This window comes from Rothia sp. HMSC08A08, from assembly GCF_001808385.1.
GTDB lineage: Bacteria > Actinomycetota > Actinomycetes > Actinomycetales > Micrococcaceae > Rothia > Rothia dentocariosa.
Window position 1 is genome coordinate 1 of record NZ_KV793064.1, and the last position, 20,164, is coordinate 20,164.

The 20,164-nt window shown below is 55.9% G+C and carries 19 protein-coding genes; 12 read left to right on the forward strand and 7 right to left on the reverse strand.

Translation table 11 applies throughout. The features are described 5' to 3' along the window. The first annotated feature begins 725 nt into the window (after positions 1 to 725). The 10 genes from HMPREF3164_RS04600 to HMPREF3164_RS04645 all read left to right on the forward strand — a co-directional run bounded on the left by HMPREF3164_RS04600 (position 726) and on the right by HMPREF3164_RS04645 (position 7,053). On the forward strand, positions 726 to 1,238 hold the full coding sequence (locus HMPREF3164_RS04600; protein ID WP_070449222.1) for an LURP-one-related/scramblase family protein: 513 nt from the start codon (positions 726 to 728) through the stop codon (positions 1,236 to 1,238). A gap of 627 nt (positions 1,239 to 1,865) precedes the next feature. After that, the gene (locus HMPREF3164_RS04605; RefSeq protein ID WP_070449223.1) at positions 1,866 to 2,390 is read left to right on the forward strand and encodes a peptidoglycan-binding domain-containing protein; all 525 of its coding nucleotides are present in this window, start codon (positions 1,866 to 1,868) and stop codon (positions 2,388 to 2,390) included. A gap of 85 nt (positions 2,391 to 2,475) precedes the next feature. Then, positions 2,476 to 2,982 (forward strand): peptidoglycan-binding domain-containing protein, encoded by a 507-nt coding sequence (locus HMPREF3164_RS04610; protein ID WP_070449225.1) that lies wholly within the window; start codon positions 2,476 to 2,478, stop codon positions 2,980 to 2,982. A gap of 83 nt (positions 2,983 to 3,065) precedes the next feature. Then, on the forward strand, positions 3,066 to 3,599 hold the full coding sequence (locus HMPREF3164_RS04615; protein ID WP_004006351.1) for a hypothetical protein: 534 nt from the start codon (positions 3,066 to 3,068) through the stop codon (positions 3,597 to 3,599). Between the two features lie 69 nt (positions 3,600 to 3,668). Then, positions 3,669 to 4,028: a hypothetical protein gene (locus tag HMPREF3164_RS04620; protein ID WP_246822609.1), complete on the forward strand. Its 360-nt coding sequence runs from the start codon at positions 3,669 to 3,671 to the stop codon at positions 4,026 to 4,028. A gap of 110 nt (positions 4,029 to 4,138) precedes the next feature. Beyond that, positions 4,139 to 4,609: a lysozyme family protein gene (locus tag HMPREF3164_RS04625; RefSeq protein ID WP_070449227.1), complete on the forward strand. Its 471-nt coding sequence runs from the start codon at positions 4,139 to 4,141 to the stop codon at positions 4,607 to 4,609. Positions 4,610 to 4,680: 71 nt separating this feature from the next. Beyond that, positions 4,681 to 5,193 (forward strand): muramidase, encoded by a 513-nt coding sequence (locus HMPREF3164_RS04630; RefSeq protein WP_070449229.1) that lies wholly within the window; start codon positions 4,681 to 4,683, stop codon positions 5,191 to 5,193. Between the two features lie 70 nt (positions 5,194 to 5,263). Continuing rightward, complete coding sequence (locus HMPREF3164_RS04635) at positions 5,264 to 5,644, forward strand: Tat (twin-arginine translocation) pathway signal sequence (RefSeq protein WP_070449232.1); 381 nt, start codon at positions 5,264 to 5,266, stop codon at positions 5,642 to 5,644. A 105-nt stretch (positions 5,645 to 5,749) separates the two neighbouring features. Then, positions 5,750 to 6,253 carry a lysozyme family protein gene (locus HMPREF3164_RS04640; RefSeq protein ID WP_070449235.1) on the forward strand — a complete coding sequence of 168 codons (504 nt, stop codon included), beginning with the start codon at positions 5,750 to 5,752 and terminating at the stop codon, positions 6,251 to 6,253. Between the two features lie 218 nt (positions 6,254 to 6,471). Further along, on the forward strand, positions 6,472 to 7,053 hold the full coding sequence (locus HMPREF3164_RS04645) for a hypothetical protein (RefSeq protein ID WP_070449238.1): 582 nt from the start codon (positions 6,472 to 6,474) through the stop codon (positions 7,051 to 7,053). Between the two features lie 205 nt (positions 7,054 to 7,258). Here HMPREF3164_RS04645 and HMPREF3164_RS04650 read toward each other — a convergent pair whose 3' ends face one another. Both HMPREF3164_RS04650 and HMPREF3164_RS04655 read right to left on the reverse strand, forming a co-directional pair. Continuing rightward, positions 7,259 to 8,323: a zinc-dependent alcohol dehydrogenase family protein gene (locus tag HMPREF3164_RS04650; protein ID WP_004006357.1), complete on the reverse strand. Its 1,065-nt coding sequence runs from the start codon at positions 8,321 to 8,323 to the stop codon at positions 7,259 to 7,261. Positions 8,324 to 9,022: 699 nt separating this feature from the next. Then, a complete protein-coding gene (locus HMPREF3164_RS04655; RefSeq protein ID WP_004006358.1) occupies positions 9,023 to 9,424 on the reverse strand; it encodes a SulP family inorganic anion transporter in 402 nt (133 codons plus the stop codon). Positions 9,425 to 9,549: 125 nt separating this feature from the next. On the opposite strand from HMPREF3164_RS04655, the gene HMPREF3164_RS04660 reads away from it, so the two are divergent. Further along, the gene (locus tag HMPREF3164_RS04660) at positions 9,550 to 10,227 is read left to right on the forward strand and encodes a hypothetical protein (RefSeq protein ID WP_070449240.1); all 678 of its coding nucleotides are present in this window, start codon (positions 9,550 to 9,552) and stop codon (positions 10,225 to 10,227) included. Positions 10,228 to 10,266: 39 nt separating this feature from the next. Here the strand turns inward: HMPREF3164_RS04660 and HMPREF3164_RS04665 are convergent, their stop codons facing one another. The 5 genes from HMPREF3164_RS04665 to HMPREF3164_RS04685 all read right to left on the reverse strand — a co-directional run bounded on the left by HMPREF3164_RS04665 (position 10,267) and on the right by HMPREF3164_RS04685 (position 17,094). Then, positions 10,267 to 11,139 carry an anchored repeat-type ABC transporter permease subunit gene (locus tag HMPREF3164_RS04665; RefSeq protein ID WP_070449242.1) on the reverse strand — a complete coding sequence of 291 codons (873 nt, stop codon included), beginning with the start codon at positions 11,137 to 11,139 and terminating at the stop codon, positions 10,267 to 10,269. Then, positions 11,136 to 12,056, reverse strand: coding sequence for an anchored repeat-type ABC transporter ATP-binding subunit (locus HMPREF3164_RS04670; RefSeq protein WP_070449245.1), 921 nt, complete (start codon positions 12,054 to 12,056; stop codon positions 11,136 to 11,138). The genes HMPREF3164_RS04665 and HMPREF3164_RS04670 overlap by 4 nt, the downstream gene beginning before the upstream one ends. Next, positions 12,049 to 13,092 carry a choice-of-anchor M domain-containing protein gene (locus HMPREF3164_RS04675; RefSeq protein WP_083297342.1) on the reverse strand — a complete coding sequence of 348 codons (1,044 nt, stop codon included), beginning with the start codon at positions 13,090 to 13,092 and terminating at the stop codon, positions 12,049 to 12,051. Before HMPREF3164_RS04675 ends, HMPREF3164_RS04670 begins: the two co-directional genes overlap by 8 nt. A 65-nt stretch (positions 13,093 to 13,157) precedes the next feature. Continuing rightward, on the reverse strand, positions 13,158 to 14,834 hold the full coding sequence (locus tag HMPREF3164_RS04680) for an anchored repeat ABC transporter, substrate-binding protein (RefSeq protein ID WP_070449247.1): 1,677 nt from the start codon (positions 14,832 to 14,834) through the stop codon (positions 13,158 to 13,160). Then, positions 14,824 to 17,094, reverse strand: a complete 2,271-nt coding sequence (locus HMPREF3164_RS04685; RefSeq protein WP_070449249.1) for a TIGR03773 family transporter-associated surface protein — start codon at positions 17,092 to 17,094, stop codon at positions 14,824 to 14,826. Before HMPREF3164_RS04685 ends, HMPREF3164_RS04680 begins: the two co-directional genes overlap by 11 nt. Positions 17,095 to 17,239: 145 nt before the next feature. Between HMPREF3164_RS04685 and HMPREF3164_RS04690 the strand changes: the two genes are divergently transcribed. Continuing rightward, positions 17,240 to 20,125 carry a choice-of-anchor M domain-containing protein gene (locus HMPREF3164_RS04690; protein WP_246822610.1) on the forward strand — a complete coding sequence of 962 codons (2,886 nt, stop codon included), beginning with the start codon at positions 17,240 to 17,242 and terminating at the stop codon, positions 20,123 to 20,125. The last annotated feature ends 39 nt before the right edge of the window (positions 20,126 to 20,164 follow it).

Sequence of the window (20,164 nt, forward strand, 5' to 3'; positions counted from 1 at the left end):
GTAGCCCTTTACGAGGTTATTTTGGGCATCTTAATGATTGTTGTCACGACAAATAGTATTAAAAAGACAGACAAATCTTCAGAACAAAAGCAGCATGAGGTATCCGAAGGGGTGCCTGATGAATCGCTCTAGAATCCCTTTACCTTCGGCTGCACCTGGCGATTCCACGCCCAAAATCCCGTTCCGTAAATTCCTTCTTGGAGCGCACGTGTTAAGAACCATCTGGGGTTCCGTCCTTGTGGTTGGTCTTATATGGTACTGGGTTGTAAATTTGGTCAATGCTCCCCCTCAGCCCTGTGGGAAAACCCCCGATTACAGCATAGTAGTTGGGCATCTTGTCCCCCTAACCCTTTTCACGATTCCGTATATTATCCATGTTGCTTTGCAGTTCAGGGCTTATATGCAGTGTAGAAAATGGGCGAAGCTGCAAAGTGTGCGCTGGATAAATATATACAGTATATTAGTTGCTCCTATTATGTCGGTTATGCTTTTCGCTGTGACATTTCCAATGGATCGGGAATCATCTCCGGTGTTGTATGACACGATTCTGTCAATAGTATTTTTCGGAGAAATATTAATAAGTATTATCGTCGTTATTGTGGTGAGTAAATCCTTAAAGCTCCTAAAAAGGTAAAGGCTGAAACCTTTCATTCCGTCGTTGAGAGCATACGCGGTGCTATGGTTGAGCTACCGACGACACCACCGAAACACATAGAGAGGAGAGCATGATGCGGCAGCTTTACGCGGCGCAGAAAATCTTCAAAATTACCGACCACTATGTCGTCACCGACGAAGGCGGGTACACGGTATATCAGGTTGATGAGAACTACCGGGTTCTCGGCAAAAACATGAATGTGACGAACGTTGAGACCGGCGTGCAGTTCACGCTAGAGCGGCAGCTTGGGCTCGGTACCGTTTTCAATGTTGGCTTTTCCACTGGCGACCAGCTGTATATGCGCAAACGGTTTAAACTTGCTGGGCTCAACATAGAGGCCTACCTCAACCAGATTCCGCTTCAGATCGGGGGTAGTTTCTGGGAGGGTAACTTTGAGATTGTTCTTGAAGGAGGTATTGTCGCCGCTATTCACAAGCCTAGGTTTAAGATGCGCGACAAATATCAGATCACTGTGTACGACCAGCGTTTTCAAGACGTTGCTATTGCAGTTCTCATCGTTGTTGATTATCTATCTGATCAGCGGCAGAAGAACAGGCCTAGAATTAGTTTTCACGGATCCTAAAGTCCCTATGCGTCAGGTTTGATGAGGCGCGAGCAGATGGTTATTGTGGCGAGCAGATAATCGATTGTTATCTGCTCGCCACAATACTATCTGCTCGCAGGGATTAAAGCGTGCTTATAGATATTTACTTATTGAAACACCTAAGAAAAAATATTTAAAGAATGAAGTGTTTATAAAAACTTACGAAGCGTGGCGTTATATTTTTATGTGACATGCCCGAATAAGAAATATGACATTTAAAAGTTTTGAACAATGACCACTCTGATATAGAGCATAAAATACATGAACTTCTGTCTTGCGCGATGCAGCAAAACAGCCTCAAAGGGTTGAAAACTCGCCTGTGTAGCTTCTACGGTAGGGGCAGAGGCGTTCAGGAAAGCACTGCACAGTAAATGCATTATATGAGGTGACCAAAAATCACTTTTGAGATGTGTTGCTGGTATGCAGCTCTTGCAGATATATTCTGAGCACCCTAAATAAAATCCTCGCTCCGCATGAGGAAATGTCATAACCCTGCGCCTTCTTTTATGAGGCGTTCACAGATAGTACGCAATCAGCAACGCTTTTTGTAGCTCTACAGTGGCGAGTGCGCGTATCCAACCACCATGTGAAAGGAAGATAAGTAACATGACTCTCGAAAACTCTGGACTTTCCCGTCGTAAGCTGCTGCGTACTACCGCTATTGGCGTGCCTGCTGCTGGTCTACTCGCTGTCGGCTCGACCCTTGTGACCGCACCGAGCGCGCAGGCTTATCACGCGCTAGTTGGTGCTGATGGCTGGTGGGGGTCAAAAACTTCCAGTGGGCTCCAAACTTTCTTAAATATTACCCAGCATGCTCAGGTGAGCGTGGATGGTGTGATTAGTTCTCAGCCGTCAAGTCTGCAGGCTTCATGTCCCGGTCTTGCTGGTGGCTGGGAGTGGGTTGATGATGCTCAAGCATCTGGCTCCCAAACAATAGTTGCGATGCAAACTTGGCTAGGTGTTGGAGCTGACGGGATTTTTGGTTCTGAGACTATCAGTGCCCTGCAAGCTCATTATGGACTGACAGCGGATGGAACACTAGATGGACCGTCGCCGACAATTCTGACTCTGCAGAATGAAATTAACCATTACCTTCGCGCAGACAATGATGAGATAGCGAAGAATAATTAACGCTACTACCGGTGATGGTTTTATGGTGTGCTGAAATCTTCTCCAACTTCCTGCACCAGAAAAATACGCAAAGGAGGGTATCACTATGTCGAATGAACATTCTGGTATTTCACGTCGTCGTTTGCTGCGCACCGCATCCGTAGGTGTTCCCGCCGCAGGCGTTCTGGCGCTGGGTTCCAGCATTGTTAGCGTCCCGGCTGCTCAGTCGCTTGAGGTTGATGGTTATTGGGGTTCTGAGACAACCTCGCAGCTTCAAAAGTTTTTCTTCAATATATTTGCGCAGGAACTCGGTCAGCCTACATACGGGTATGAAGACGGTGTTGTGAAATATCAGCCTGTATCGCAGCAGTCTGCCAATCCTGGGCTGGGCAGCGGATGGCAGTGGGAATCCGATGGGGGAGCGCAAGGCTACGACTTCACCATCTATTACCTGCAGCGTTGGCTGGGTGGTGTTGAGGCTGACGGTACGATTGGTCCCAATACCATCAAGGCTCTGCAAAATCACTACGGTCTCACGGCAGATGGTCGCCTGGATGGACCTTCAGAGACTATCAAGGCTTTGCAGAACGAGATTAGCCAGTACGTCGGTTAGCTCTATGTGAGATTTGATGATGCGTGAAAAGCACGTTGGTGCTTCTCTGCGAACATATATTTTCATCCTGAAGGAGGATAAAAATGACGAACGAACATTCTGGTATTTCTCGTCGCGGGCTGATGCGTGCCGCCGCTGTAGGCGTGCCCGCTGCGAGTTTGCTGGCTTTCGGCTCCACTCTGGTGACCGCAACAAGTGCGAGTGCGGTTAGCGTTGATGGTTACTGGGGCGAGGAAACCTCGGCAGGGCTCCAACGCTTTATGAATGCCGTGCGTGGGGCCGGGTTGTCGGTGGATGGAGTTATTAGTTCTCAGCCATCAAGTATGGCTCCATCCTGCTCGGGTATCGTCAGCGGTTGGGAATGGGTCGATGATGCACAGGCCTCTGGTTCCCCAACCATGCTGGCCATGTATCAGTGGCTAGGATCCGGAACTAGCTCGCAAAATATTTTCCTCAAAGTCCAGAGCTGGGGTGCGAATGTAACTGGCTACAGCATCACAGGCGTTCATATCAAGCTTTTACAAGAGCATTATGGCCTGACAGCGGATGGAACTTTAGATAGTCCATCACCGACTATTGAGGCTTTGCAGAATGAGATTAATCAGTACGTCGGTTAAAACCCGGTGTTGCTCTTTCACCGGTTTTTTATAGTGCACAGTCCTTATTGAACTAATTGAGGAGAAAAAATGATACTTCGTAATTCTGATCGTCCTCGCCGTAAGTTGATGCGCGTAACCTCGCTTGTGGTTCCTGTCGTGGGTGCTCTGCTAGCGCTTGGCTTTATGACGGCTCCGGCGGCGAATGCAGCGATTGCTGATAACTCGACAGGCGCAATGCAAGCAGAATCTGAGAAGCTTCATCAAGAAGCCCAGGAAGCTACAGATCTAGCAAATAAGTTTGACCAGGACAACATCGCGATTAATGATTCTGCCGCCGAGGATCTGCGTGATGCTGCGCAGAAGGCTGAAGCGGCGGCTCAAGAACGAGACCAGGCAGTACAGGCTGTTGAAGATGCTGATCGTGATGCCGCCAGTCTCTTTGAATAAATAATTCGCAACTAAGTTGTGTGAGGAAGTGATATTGGGGCTTATGAAATTTTGACTGATGCCAAGATCGCTTCAAACTATGTGTAAGCCTTGATTGAGGAAGGAATAGTATGACTGAAAATCCCGGACTTTCCCGCCGTAAGCTGTTGCGTACCACCGCTATCGGCGTTCCTGCCGCTAGTCTACTCGCTTTTGGCTCGACCCTTGTGACCGCGCCAGCTGCGAACGCTGCTATGGCAGTTGATGGTTACTGGGGAAGTGAAACTACACGTATGTATCAGAGGCTCGCTGAGCTTGCGGTGGTAGACGGTATCGTCTCAAGTCAGCCTGCATCTCAGGCGAGTGCTAACCCTGGGCTGACGAGTGGCTGGGATTGGGTCTCTGATGATGCCGCCTCCGGCTCAGAGACTATCAAGCATCTTCAGCGCATGCTCAAGGTAACCCAGGATGGGCTCATGGGTCCGCAGACTATCTCGGCACTTCAGGCGCGTTATCACCTCCCTCAGGATGGGGTATTGAGCGAAGAGTCTCCCACCATTAAGAAGCTTCAGTCCGAGCTTATCGTGGTTACCTATGACTAATTCAACATACTGAAAATACATCGGTTACCCGATTTTTCTCCGCAATTTCTATATATGTGAGGAGGATAAAAATGATGGACGAACACTCCGATCTTTCTCGTCGTAAGCTGCTGCGTACTACCGCTATTGGTGTGCCCGCTGCGGGTATGCTCGCCTTTGGCTCGACCTTGGTGACCGCGACGAGCGCGAATGCGCTTGAGGTTGATGGTTACTGGGGTACGGAGACGACGGAACTTCTCCAAAGTGTCCTTATGCAAGGGGTTCTTGGTCAGAGCGATCTTCTTCCTTTTGGGGATCCTTCGGGGACTATTTCTTCTCAGCCAATATCACGTGCTGAGGAGAACCCCGGTCTGGCTTCAGGCTGGCAGTGGGTTTCCGATGAACAGGTGAAGGGCTCCGGTACTATCGCTAGGTTGCAGCGTGAAAAGCTGGGCTTCGAGAAAGGCGACGGGATTATTGGTCCTCAAACGATTAGTGCTCTGCAGACCTGGCTTGGGCAAACCGCTGACGGCGTGCTTGACGGACCTTCGCCAACGATCGAGGCTCTGCAAAACTATCTGAACTCTCATGTACCTACGACTTAAAAAATAAGTTATCGCGAAAATGGCGTGACATGTTCTCACCTCGTATGTGGTGATGTGAAGAAGGAATATTATGACTCTCGAAAATACCGATCTTTCTCGCCGTAAGCTGCTGCGTACTACCGCTATTGGTGTGCCCGCTGCCGGTGTGGTTGCTTTGGGAGCGAACCTGGTGATGGCCCCAGCTGCGAATGCAGAGACTGACTTGGGCGCCAAGATGAAAGTAGAGTCTGAGAAGCTTCAGGAAAAAGCTCAGAGGGCTAAAGAACTAGCAGACAGCTTCGATCTTGATGCCGCAGCATTTGATGATCCTGCCCTTGAGGCTGCCGTCAAAGATATCAGCGCCCAGCTGCATGATGCTGCTCAAAAAGCCGAAACGTTGGCTCAGCAACGAGCCCAAGAAGCTCAGGCCGTTGAAGATGCTGATAGTGAAAATGCCAGCCGCTTTCAATAATTCGTAGCCAATTGTGTGAGGAAGCGAGATTGGGGCTTGTGAGCTTTTGACTGGTGCCAAGATCGCTTCAAACCTTTTATAAGCCTTAGTTGAGGAAGGAGTATTATGACTCTCGAAAATACTGGTCTTTCCCGCCGTAAGTTGTTGCGTACCACCGCCATTGGTGTTCCCGCTGCAGGTATGCTCGCCTTTGGCTCGACCCTTGTGACCGCAACGAGCGCGAATGCTCTTACAGATGATGGTTACTGGGGCTCCGAAACAACGGTTGAGCTGCAGAAGCGTCTCAACAGCATAGCTGCCGTAAACTCTGCGGTGGAGGGCGGTCTTTCCCTCGATGGGCAGATCGATAGTCAGCCCGCATCCCAGTCAAGTGCTAATCCCGGTTTGACGAGCGGTTGGCAGTGGGTTTCTGATGATGCCGCCTCCGGCTCAGAAACCATCAAAGATTTGCAGCGCTGGCTCGGGACGGATGTTGATGGTTTGATCGGACCCTCTACAATCAGTGCTCTACAGAGCTGGTTGGGTCAAACCGCAGACGGGGTTCTTGACGGTCCCTCACCGGCCATTGTTGCGTTTCAGCGCAAGCTTATTGAAGGTAACTACTCTTAAGGCGTGAGAACCTACACAGCACACAGTCTGTAACCTGCTCGACAACACGGTAGTGCATAACCGTACCCTGACTAAAAAACGTGTTCAGGTGAGTTACGGTTAAAAACTACCAACCGGTTTACCGGTTTCGCATCATGAGGTGCGGCGTTGGCGCTTATCCTAATGGCGCTGACTCTGCACCTCATGGTGTTTTAACACCGCATAAATAAGGAGGACATATGACTGAACTGGGTACCTCACGCCGCCGATTCCTGCGCGCCGCCGCTGTTGGCATTCCTGCTGCGGGCGCGCTCGCGGTTGGTTCGACTCTGACCGCCCCGGCTGCGAACGCCGCGCAGACTTCGTCAACCCCGTCGAATCAGAACCAGAGCCCCGAAGCTCAAGGTGCGGCAACCAACGCGCAGTATCTCAGTGAGAAGGCGAAGAACTTCCATATTCTGCTTGATATGTACAAGCAGGCTGGCGACGCGGTAGACGCAACCCAGCTGACCCAGGAGGCGCAGCGCATCCGGGGTGCGGCGGACGAATCAAACAGCCCGTTCCCCAGCAGTCCCGTCTCGTGGGCTGGTGTTCAGCTGGAACGGGACAGGATGCAGCTTGCCGCCAAGATCAACTACGCCGCCATGCGTGCCGAACAGTTGGCCGATGAGCGTACCCGCGCTGGCGGGGGAGTGCCGCAAGGTCAGGATGCGGTGCGCCAGGCTGCACAGAGGCGCGTGATCTATCGGGTGCTCAGCAGCGCATCCCGAGACACTGATGCGCTGGTGACCAAGCTCGAAAACCTGGCAAAGGGTCGGTAAAGCAACGCTCATCGTGAGCAGATTCCTGCATAAAAAGGCTCTTTATTCCAATAAAGATGGGAAAACCCGCTTTATTGGAATAAAGAGCCTTTTTACAGTGCGCAACCCCCGGCAAACATGGCTGGCTCCGAGAAAGAGAGCGAAAGGAACCCCTCCGGGAAGGACGGTAAAGAACCCGGAGGGGTTAGCTTAGGGGGCTTACACCCTACTTCTTAATCGGTTCGCGCGAGATAACAACCTTCACCGCGTTATGCTCGGCGGCGTTTGCGAACAGGTCGTATGCTTCCTCGAACTGGTCGAAGGTGAAGTAGTGGGTTGCCATTGCCTTTGCGTTCAGGCGGCCTGAACGCACCATGTTCAGCAGGTTGCCCACGGTGTTGCAGTTCACCAGACCCATGTTAATGTTTACGTTCGAGATCCACATGGTGTTAATCGGCAGCTCTACCGGCTTGCCGTGCACACCCGCGTTCGCAATGTTGCCGTAGGGGCGCACGATCTTGGTGCAGGTCTCGAAGGTCTGCGGCACGCCCACGGCCTCAATCGCCACGTCCACGCCCAAACCGTCGGGGGAGAGGGCCTTAATTTTCTCGATAAAGTCTGGATCTGCGGCGTTTACCTTATCGGTTGCGCCCAGTTCCAGCGCCTTGTTCATACGGTTATCGTCCATATCGACGGTAATCACGCGCCCGGCACCGCACAGATTTGCCGTCATGATCGCGCCCAGACCCACCGGACCGGCGCCGATAACCGCAACCGTATCGCCGGGTTTGGTGTTGCCGTTGAGAATACCCATCTCGAAACCGGTCGGAAGCGCATCCGTGAGGAAGAGAACGTCTTCGTCGGTCAGTCCCTCGGGAACCATGTGAACCGACGTCTCGGCGTAAGGAATGCGCACATACTCAGCCTGGGTGCCGTCAATCATGTACCCAAAAATCCAGCCGACACCGCCCACGGTCTGGCAGTGCGAAGGCTTATTATCCTTACAGTATGAGCACTTGCCGCAGTTCGTGACCGCCGGAATAATGATGCGGTCGCCAACCTTCAAATCAGTGACCGCAGAGCCGACTTCGGTAATCGTGCCGATAGCCTCGTGGCCCAGGATGCGCCCTTCTTCAACCTCGGGAACGTCACCCTTGAGGATGTGCAGGTCGGTGCCGCAGATGGTGGTGGTATCAACGCGAGCAATGACGTCGGTGGGTTCAAGGATGGTGGCGTCTGGAACTTCTTCCCAAGCTCGCTTGCCTGGACCGTGGTAAACAACTGCCTTCATGGTGACTCCTAACTGAGATTTTATGAGGGGCTGTAGCTACAGCATCATCGCTTATAGTCTCAACCTATCAAGAGTTCTTTATAGGTTGTACCTTCATTAAACCGGAAAAATCCGTAACTTCCTAGATGTTACGCAGATTACATTTAAGGTTGTGGTGACTGTAAGCATGGCAGGCTTATGCGCGATGCGCTCTATACCGCGAGCAGGTGGTTTAGGTATGCCTTGAAAGTCGAAAACAGCCCTACGCTCATGGCCTCAGCCGTTGTTCCGGACTATATCTGTGCTGTATAGTTAGGGCAGTGAGGAACCCATACTGGCAGGTCTGGGGGCCTCACTGCGATGGCGTTCATCAACTAGATTTACCAGTTGATAACGTCTACTAGGTTAGCAATCGCCCGGATCACGCGTGCTAGTGCATTTAAGACACGCGCGATGTCACGGGCGATTTTGCTTTGCCTCTTCGACAATCCGCCAACACCCCCTTCCGCTCATCATCCCTCACGACTAGGTTCAGTACATAGCGATTCGTGGGGTGTAGCCGCGGGGGCAGTACAAGCTTACCTAATTAAGTCAGGTTTAAACGTGAGCAGGTGGTTTTTGGTCGAGCAGGTAAGATTTTCTTACCTGCTCGACCAAAAACCACCTGCTCGCGTACATGCAAGAGGGGGAGCGATACAGCACGGTACCGCGCCTCATAGCTTAGATACTTGCGCTATGGCCCACCTTCACGTGGCTGTGGCGATCACGCTCCGCATCGTGATAATCCGACTTGAAGCCCTTGAGCACCACCTCAATATCGTTTTCCTTCGCATAAACATTGGAGAAGTCCTCAATCAGCTCCAGCACATCGCTGGCAATATACGAAGAGTTCTCGGCGTTGATCGTGACCTTCGAACCGGGGCGAATATTCTTCAGCGTCTTCTTAATAGCCGCCTTGTTCAGGAACGACACCTCTTCCGCCAAATCCAGCGTGATTTCGTCGGCCTCTGCAAGTTCCTCACGACTGAGGTAGTAGGCACGCTTCATATTGCCCTGCAGCACGAAGAAGATACTGATCGCCAGGCCAATACCTACGCCCTCCAGCAGGTCAAGGGCGACCACGGCATCACCGCGCGATGCTGGTAAAATCCCTCATAGGCGGCAGAAAAACACGACGATAAACGCAGGGCCACGCGCTCGCAAATGGTAGGGTGGTTGCTAAAAATAGGCTGTATATGGGGGATAGCATGGCGGAAAACTATACATACCGGGATATTTCCAGCGGTGAAGCATTCCGCGAGCACCTGGGCTCACTGGGCTGGTCGAAACCACGCAAAAATCAGCCCGTATTCACCCAAGAATACGGTGAAGACCTCATATTTCGGGCTGCTTTTCTCTACGCAACATTCAACCATACGCCGGGGAACTACAGCGGCATCCCGGCGTTTTATGTGATGTCTAAAAAATGGCGTAAAACCCTGCGAAAAATATCGGCACACCTCGATCAGCCTCTTAAATCTGTGCCCTCCCCACATGACGGCGATATGTACTTTATAAGCGTTGGCCACCCCCGCTACCACGAATTTGTAGATCACGAAGCGAGAATGACTTACCTGAGGCCCGATGGGACGCTCAATATAGAAGCATTCACTCGTTTCAACACCGCCGCTCATCGGTTCATGGAAACCTTTGATCTGGCGGATTATGTGGCACTTACCGAGCAGGAGCTGCAGCAGCAGCGCCTCGATACCGTGCTGCCGGATGTGCTCGGGTATTTGTCCGTGAACACGATGAACGACCTGCGCGATGAACTCTACCGGAACGTGCACGCACATCTTACCGACCGCGGCGCCACGCTCTTCGCGGATCAGCACGTGCTGCGCCGCCGGTGGGATGTTATCGCAGACTATTTCTTACTGACCTGACAGGCGACGGTGAGAGCCTTGTGATGGGCACGGCAAAGCCTAAACCGGCAGGGAACGGGCGGTCTCAGGAATGCGCCTGACTCGCTGGCGCATCCAGGTGAACACCCACACCAGCACGAAAGCGGCGACCATCGTCAGCACAATCGTGCCGCCAGTCGGCAGGTTAAACGCCCACGAGAAGTACAGCCCCGCCGTCGAACACAGCACGCCGAAAACCGGTGAGAACAGCATCATAGTGCCTAAACGGCGGCATGCGAGCCGCGATGCGCTGGCCGGAACCACAATGAGCGCAAGCACCAGCACATTCCCGAGCGTCTGCAAAGAAATCACCACGGAAACCGTTACGAGCACATACAGCAGAATATCCAGCCACAGCACCGGCAACCCTAACGCGCGTGCACTTTCACGGTCCAGGCTCACCGTCACCAGCTGCCGATGAAACAGCCACAGAAGCAGCAGAATCCCGGCGGACATAGCCGCAGCCTGGGCAATATCGCCGCGTGAAACCCCCACAATCGAACCGAACAGGAAATCCTGAATCGACCCCGAATACCCCGGCGCCAGAGAAATAATCACAATACCCAACGCGAACGAACCGGCAAAGAAAATACCGATTACCGAATCTTCTCGCAGCTTCTGGTTCTGGCTAAAAATGGCAACCAAAACTGCCGTGATAACGCCTGCGATCAGGCCCCCGAACACCAGGTTGCCGCCGATAACGAACGCAACCGCCAAGCCGGGAAACACCGAGTGGGCAACCGCATCGCCAATAAAAACCATGCCGCGCATCATCACATGGCACCCCACCACGCCCGTCACCAAAGAAGCCAGCGTCACTGCGGCGAGGGCACGCGGCAGAAACGCCAGGGAAGGGTTAAAAAGGTCAAACAGAAAATCGAGGGGAGTAATCATGCCGCTGCCTCCTGCGGGGTTACACGATGACCGGCAGGATGCCCCTGCCGGGTGCTGTCGGTCGAGTCGCTGCCTGCGCCCGGAACGCCAATCTTAGGCGATGGGCTTGTGCCCGCGCTTCCGCCTTTACCTGTGCTTTCACCCTCGCCCTCAAGTTCGCGCCCGTGCACCCAGGCGTAAAGCTGCTGCGGCGAAAAATCCTCGGCTTTGCCGTCCAAACTCAAGGAACCGCGCACCCCGCACAGCCGCGAGCAAGACTCCTGCGCCGCCACAATATCGTGGGTAGACATCAGAATCGTCACGCCCTCGCCCGCCAGCTGCCGGTACAGCTTAGTGAGCGCGGACTGGGTGGGCGCATCCACCCCCGTGAAGGGCTCGTCAAGAAGCAAGAGCGCCGGTTCAACCGCGAGAGCACGCGCCAGAAGCACCCGCTGCCGCTGCCCGCCGGAAAGCTCTCCGATGGGACGGTTCTTCAGCGGCATTAAATCCGTGCGTTCCAAAGCGTGAAAAACCTTGACCCAATCCGCAGTTTTAGGGCGACGAAACCAGCCGATCTCGCGGGTTCGCCCGGTCATGACCGCATCCTTGACGGTGATCGGGAAATCCCACTGAAACTGGTGCTTCTGCGGCACATAGCCGATGCGCGCCCGCGCGGTGCGTGCAGTACTGCCCAGCACCCGAATGTTCCCCGAGGCAGGATGCAGCAGCCCCATAATGGCACGTAACAGCGTGGTTTTTCCGGCACCGTTCGCCCCGAGAAGACCCACAAATTCGCCGGGGTTCAGGGTGAGCGAAAAGTCCCGCAGCACCGCCCGCCGCCCGTACCCCGCATAGAGGTTCTGGATGCTCAGCGTCGGATTTTCACTCCCCGTTGCGGGGTCGTTTTTGGAGCCTAGCACGGTGGTACCTTTACTCATCCCGCGCACCCTTTCCGCTCGTCATGATGCGCTCGGCCTGCGCCTGCGCGGCCTTATTGCGGCGCATCATGAAGAGCCCTGCTGCGGCAAGTACCGCCACAGTCCCCGCGCCGAGCGCCACCGGAAGGGCAGGGAACCCGCCGGATGAGGCCCCCGGACTATCGGAAGCCGCCGCAGAGTGCGTGCCCTCCGATTCGCCCGCCGGTGCCTGATCCGTGGCCTGCTGCGCCAGAGTGTATACCTCGTCCGCAGTCACCGACTCCCCGATGGCGAACTTCATATAGCGGGTATCGGAAACAACCGAACCATCCGCAAGTTCCGCACGGGCAGTCACCTTCAGCAGATAGGCGCCGGGCTTGGTAAACACCCAATTGGCGTGGGTGTGCGTGTTCTTCTCAACCCATATATCCTGCGGCTCGTGCTTGGACGAATCCCACAAAACCTGCGGCTTCGAGAAGTTCCCGTTCTCCAGGTACAGCGTGAACTGCCCCGGTCCCTGAACCTGCTCTAGGGTGAGGGTGACTCCGCGCGGGGTTTTCTGCACAAGCCCCGGGTCCTGAGTGGTCCAGCCAGGCCAGACGACCCCCTTCGTTTCGGTCTGCGGAATCACATACACCTGCTCGCCGGGCTGTGCACCCACAAACGAATAACGGTCATCGTCAGGAACCTGGCGACGTGCCGCATCGGATCCGCGGTACAGCACATCATCCACGCTGCGCCAGATGGGTGTAGCGGCATGATCGTCATGGATCATGAGCTGAAACTTGCCGTCGGTAAAACGCGGGCCCATATCAACATGCCCGCTCGAAATTTCGGTGCGTCCCGTGCCCACTGGCTGCTCGGGTGAGAGCGTCTGCTGCAGAGCCTTCTGCTCTTTGCTGAGGTTATCGCTTGTGGCTGCCGTGCTTGACGATGCACCCGGCGCGGGCGTGTGATCGGCATATGCCGGATTGGCTATAGAGGCTGTGAGACCCACGCATAAAGCGAATGAAATAACCTTCTGACTAGTTTTTATTCCAAAAATAGAATATTTCATGTATGTCTTCTTCCTCAACGTTGATGGATGTATATGCATATGTGGCTATGGACGAGAATACGACTTCACCGCCCAACCGCTCGCTGGATAGTATGTGCGTTGGCACGCATCATATCCGCATAATGGGGTGCCTCATCATCGAGCGAATCGGAATATAAGGTACCCACCTGAACCCCGTTTTCATGGGCGACCTCCCGCAAAACTGGGCTTCGCGTGCGAGTATTCCGATCAAGGAATATAGCCGGTACACGCAAATCCCTGATAGTGCGCTGCAGCCGCTGCCGCTGTTGGATGCTCGGCTCACTGCCCGCCACCGGCGTCACGAACCCCGCCACCGTCAGCCCATAAGTACTCGCCAGGTAGCGGTACCCGTCATGGGTGGTAATCAGGTTTTTTGAGGCTTCGGGCAAAGACGCATAGATGCCGCGAATCTCCCAGTCCAGCTCATCGAGCTCGCGCATAACACGCTCGGTATTCGCCGCATAAAGGCTGGTTCCGGGTGGGTCAGTCTCGGCGAGAGCATCACGCATGACCTGCGCGGCCGCCTTCATATTTGGCACCGAATGCCATATATGCGGGTCTATCTCGCCGTGCACATGTTTGCCGAGCACCGCCTGCGCCAGCAAATACACCTGCCCCCGATGCTCGCGCGAAGACCCCCTCAAGAACCCGTATTGGCCACCCGCAGGAACCTCCTGCAGAGTGCGCGAAGGAACCGCAATGATCGTGCGAGCCAGGTCGTGTTCGGTGACTTTTCCGCCGCTATCGGCGCGAATCACAAGCCGCCCCGTATATGCCTGAACGGCTATATCCGCATGTCCAGAGGCTAAAATGGTCGTATTTGTACCCAGACGAGAGGCGGCCTCGGCAGGGTCCTCACCCACCACGACATGCAGTGTTCCCTGTGCCTGGTGCACCCCCTCGGCTGCGTTACGGGGCGTTGCCAGAACATCAAGTTCGTACACACCGGCATCCGCAAAAGCCCACGAAAGATGCGTATGCGCCTGCAGCGGAAGCTCCAGCGACCCCATATCGCCGGTACGCACCCTCATACCATCCTGCGTGGATTCTTGCGTGCCGCGCGCCTGAGAATCGCACATCATCTCGACCGCGCCGAAGGTCTGCGTAATAAACGCCGCAACCTGTCCGGGACCCTTCACACGGGTAACCGAAAACGCGACCGAAGCATCCGAATCTGAGGGTGAATCAGCGGAATGGCTGGCGGATGCGCCCGAAGACTCGGCGCCCTCAACGCGCAGCCCCAACCAGATAGAATCCAGCGAGGCATCCTCTACCACGGGTTCAAGCTTGCCGCCGTACTGCTCAATCCTCTCGGCAACCGCCACCTGCGCCGAACCCTGCGGCAGGTTAGAGCTCACCATCGCCACCATTTTGCGCTGTTCCAGCAGCAGACCGTTGGTGAACGCCAGCCGCGCGTAGGCGACATCGCGCACATCCCTCAGGCTCGGCTCATAGGAATGCGGGTCTGCACCATTGGGAATGAGGGCGTGTACCCGCGCACGCTCGCCGCCAACAGCACGCGCCACATCCGCCAAAATCGGGGTTGTCGCCACCACTTGAAGACGCCCGTCGGCATCAAAACCTGAGGACGTATTCTGTGCGGTGCAGGCGCTCAATGCCGCACAAACGGGTAGAAAACCCAGGAAAGCGCGGCGGCTGAGCGGAAGTTCGAGTGAGAGCTGCGGTGTACAAGGCTGACGGCGTGAACCTCTAGAGCTCATGGCGGTGCCGACGGCGCACGGTGTACACGATCATGCCTCCCAGCGCGACGGCAAGCACAGAGGTGCTGACCATAAACGGATTAAACCCTGCCCCGGTGTTGGCGAGCTTCCCGGCGGCAGCGGCCTGCTGCGCATCCTTAAGCTCCTGGTTGGTGAGGGCGCAGTCCTTGCCCGAGGCGGTCTTGCCGACAATGCGTACCTTCGTGCCGTCCGGCTTCGTCACAATACCGCTGGCCGCATCCACGGCGCCCCGCTGGGATTGCTGTTCGGCAGGTTTATGAGTGGTCGAATTTTCGGCGTTCTCAGGCGCGTTCTTCTCATGGTGCGCGGGCGCGGGGTTCGCCGGATTATCGGCATTGCCCACCGTAAAGTTCAGGGTCGATGTGCTCTCGACGGTCTGCCCGTTCTTCAGATGCACCTGCCAACCGATCGTCACCCGGTAGCGGCCCTCAGCGGTAAACACCCAGTTGCTGTGTTGGTGCGTATTCAGTGGAACCTGAAATGAGCCGCCACGAGAATCGAAGACTTTCTGCCCAGCGGAACCGAAGTTGCCCGAAAGGAACACCGACATTGATCCGGGGCCGTCGAATCCCTTCAAGCTCATGGTGACTGGCCCATCGGCCTGTTTGAGAAGTTCGGGATCCTGGGTACTCCACCCCAGCCACGGCACGCCCGCCTGCTGGGTAGCACCAATCATGTGCACGGTACTTCCCGCGGGGGCAATATCTTCCATGCCCGCCGGGAATTTCAGCTTCGCAGCATCGCCGAGGACGAACTCTAAAGAGCCGGGTGACACATGTTTAGGTGGGCTGAACCGATCATCTTTGACGGCAGAACTCAGCGTGGAACCGTTCAAGACCGGACCAACGTCAAAATGCCCCTCGGTAGCGCGATCCGCCGCGGCATGATCCGCAGTCGTTACCATCGGCAGAGTGCCGGGAATATTTGCCGGGCTTTGGGTGCTTCGTGACTGCACGGAATCCTTAACGACAACCTCGGTCGGAATGCACTTCTCGGATTCGGTTCCGGGATAAGAGCCGCCGCGAGAACCCGAAGATGGCGCGGTATTGCCCGAAGCCCCTGAACCGCCAGAACCCGCACTCCGAACGGTCGGCGCGGTAACATTTTGGGCATTTGACCCGTTAACCGTGCGGTTCGGTGTGCCGGCATGCTGATCGGCTTGCTGCGGTGCCGGGGCGGGTGCATCGGGCGCAGGGGCATCACCCGTTGCAATCTGGGGGTTGGGTGTCGCATCCGCCGAAGATTCAGGATGAGCCGGGGCGGCTTCCACACTCGACGAATCCTGATGTGCGGGCTCGATCACCTGATGCTGCGCGCGAGAAGTACCCGCGCCATGATCTCCCTCTGATGAGCGCTCATTCGGGGCAGCATCCCGATGCGCCTGCTCGCCGCCCTCCTGACGCTGCGGCGGAGCGGCAGCTGATTCGGCGGAGCCCTGCGGGTTTTGTGCCCGATGCCCCTGCTCGAAAATATCCTGCGGAACTTCGCCCACCACAACGGTGTAGGTCTCCTCCGCGTGAACCTGCGTGCCGTCCGCGAGCTCGGCGCTCGTGCGGAAGGTGAACCGGTAGGTTCCGGCGGCGGTGAACGCCCACGTAGCATGCACATGAGAACCCGCCTCAAGCTCGTAGGGCGCTAGCCGATCCGCCGTGCTGAACATGCGTGATGCCCCGGAGAGATTCTCCTGAAAAACCTCGGCGCGTGCACCTTCGGGAACCTCGCTTTTGACGAGTTCAACCGTGATCTTATTGTTTTTCAGAGCGCCCTGCGGAATGTTTTCGGCACTGAAGCCAGGGTAGAGAAGCCCATCGGTATGCTTCTGCGGAATGTACCAGATGGGGGTGCCTTCGGGGGCGATGAAATCGTATCCGGCGGCTACGCGGGTTTGGGACTGATCGTTGGCGGGTAGGTTGAAAACGGTGGTGGAGGGGTTGAAAAGGCCTTCACCATCCTGCGTTTCGGCCTTGGAGTTTAGGGCGAGTTTTCCGTTGTGAAGCTCTGCGTTGAGCAGTTCGGTGTGCACGCCGCGCACGATGTAATTCCCGGTGTAACTGCGCGGTTCTGCCTGTGCTGTACCTGCGCTGTGTTCTTCGTGTGCGAGCGCCGCCGGTGCCGTGTTGAATGCGGGCAGGGCAGGGGAGAGAGCTAGTGTGCATCCCAGGGCGGTGGTTCCGATGATGGTAAATGTTTTGCGGCTGCGTTGTTCTCGCGGCGGGGTTTGCGGGGCGGATCTGCGCATAGTTTTCCTCCAACGACGGTGTGGTGTGTGAGTTCACGACGCATCGGCGCGTGTGATTATGAGAATCACTATACATATCTATTTTGATTATGACAATTATTCTCAATTAGTGATAGGCTGTGTATGCAAAATGAGAAAGGTTGTCATGTACACGAAATACACACATCGTCGTGCGCTGAGTGCATCCCTTGCTCGTATTTCCGCAGTAGCTCTGCTGGCTCTCGCTGGCGCATCGCCTATGCTCCCCGCGCATGCGGGACCCGACGACGGGCGCATTATTACTACTCAGGGTCATGTTGATGCCCCGAAAACCTACTGGGAAAACGGCGGTTTCGCACTCAAAAACGAAGCAAACCCCTATAAGACCGGTGCCGATCTTTATGACCTCGACAAAACCGTCAACTGGGTGGGGAAGGGGTGGGATGGTCGCAATGGTGCATCCCAATACACTCTGACCCTCACTGATTCACCTAATCTGCGTTTTCTGGGCGAACCTGGGCAGACCCTCTACATGGCGCCCACCCTGACCTGGGGCAATCACGATCCCATCTGGGCAGGGCTGGGTTCATCCGTCAAAATCCCTACTGAAAACTTCCGTGACGGCATTTATGCGACCGATATTCTCTCGGTTGAAGGCCCCGGCCGCATGGAGCTTTTTCGCTACAACCCCGATGAAGGACCTGCGGACGTAAACCGCATCCTATCAAGCACAAGTACCGGGTGGCACTCCTGGCTGCTCAGCAAAGGAAGCCACACGCATAACACCACAACCTTCACGCGACCCGGGCGCTATGTGGTGACCTATCGCACGGTAGCGCGCGGCACGGACGGATCGATCATCCAATCCCCGCCGCAAAAACTCGTGTGGCAGGTGGGCGGGCGTAAGCCCATTCTCGGTGACGGAACCCCGAACGCGGTACCGACCATTGAGCGCTACAATGCTGCACCCGTCGGGAACCTGGACTCCGCCAAATACGTGCTTTCCGTGGCACCCCACAAGCTCGATCCCGACCCCGCGAAGAACAAGGATGCCGACGATAAACTCAGCGACATCACCTTCACCGCAGCCGATAAAAACCTCAGCGGAACGCTCACCCTCTACAACAACGGGTATTTCCTCACCGACCTTGAGGTAAAGAACGGCACCGCCACCTGGAGCGAAATGATGGGCGGCGAATCTTCGCATCTGCAGGCTGTCTTCACCCCAAGCGGAAACGAGGGTGCGCGCTGGATTTCGCATAAGCTCGCCTATGAACCTGGGCATGCCGAGAGCGTATACAGCGACGACGGCACCGGAGACTGGCCCGTTGAAGAGCCCGATGACCGCAATACCGTGCTTCCCACCGCTCAATACACCCCCGCCAGCGGCGACTACACCGTACGCACCGTGCCCTCCACACAGGAAGGGTACCGCACGCTTGAGGTGACCTTCGCCGACCCTAATGTTCGCGGGTTTATCCGGGGCGGGTTCTACGCCCCCAACGACTACGAATACCCCAAATTCGATATAGAAACCACGATCGACAACGGGGTAGCGCGCTTCACCTACCGGGAAGACAGCTACTTTGAGAACAGCGAGCTTATCGTGAAAGTGCTGCCGCATCCCGATATGAATGCCCGCACCTCACAGGTGAAACTCACCCAAAATTATCAGCGCGGCGGCAATTACAGCGCCACGGGAACGCTGGGTGCGGATGCGCCCGCCGCAAACCCCCAGCCGAGCGACTCACACACCCCGGAGCCCCAGCCAAGCCCCTCCGCTGACCCGAGCGATCCCGGCACCAACGATGCGCCGCCCAGCGCATCCCCCGCCCCGGCGGCTCCCGAGAAGCCGAGCGCAAACCCGACTCCTTCGCGAGATGGGGACACACAACGCACGCAAAACCCCGCACCGAAGGCACCCGCCCCCATGCCAACCTGCGAGGCGGGGAAGATCGACGGCCGCTATAAAATCGGCGACGGGCACCTGGACCTTCAAGCACAACTGCGTGATAACCGGCTGGAACTGGGGCTCAAAGACGATAGCGGACTCATAGATGCGGACTCGGTGGTGCGCCCGCTGGATACCGTGGTGTGGACCGTTAGTGATCGTGCCCGCCGCAGCCGCAACGAGCACATGAACTCGCCCAAACTCGACTTTATTGGACCGGTCGGAACCGCGTTTTATGGGCTTCCGCAAACCCAGATGCGCGGGCTGCCTTGGCCCGGGTACAGCACCCAGGATGTGGACTACAGTAGGCTCGACGGCGGCGTAACCCTGCACGTTGTGCCCCGCAGCATGCCGAAGGGCGCGCGGTTCGGTGTCTTCACCGAGTCGCTGACCGGCCCCGAGGTTCTGCTGGATTCGACCAAGAATCAACATAGTATATCGATTGACTACGCAACCCACGCGCACGCCAACTGGGTGTTTACCGAGCCTGGGCATTACATGTTTGACGTTCAGTACACCGCAAAACTCAAAGACGGTACCGAGATCACAAGTAAAGTCCAGCATCTTGCCGTCGCCGTCGGGAATGAGGCAAGCAACGCATGCTCCTTTACCGCAGCGCCAGAACCGGGCAAGGGCACAAACGGCGGTTCATCCTCCGGGCAGAAGACCGGGCAAGACTCCTTGGCACGGGTGGGTACCCCTCAGGGTGCCGTGCGCGTTCCGGATGCCTCGGCGGATGCGGCGCATCCGCACAACCCGACCGAACCGCAGGATGCCTCGGCAGCCCCGCAGAACGGTACAGAGGGCACGAACCCGCAAGGTTCTGAGCAAGCGGCGAACCCGGGAACAGCTCAGAGGGCGGGTACCCAGGCTGGTACAACTACAGAGAACGGCACGGTCACCGGAACGTCAGGGAACGGCGTATCGGGCGGTTCAGATTCGGGCGCATCCGGCGTAGTTCAAGGGGCCGCAGGAGGCGGTGCATCCGCGGGCTCGAATGCGCTGGCGCATACCGGATTTGCCGTGATTCCCGTGGTAATCGCGGGCGTTGCGCTTCTGGGCACTGGTGCCGTTTTGGTGATCCGTCGTCGGCAAAAGTAGCCGCGGTGTAAGACACCGAACACGCATCACGCCTTATGA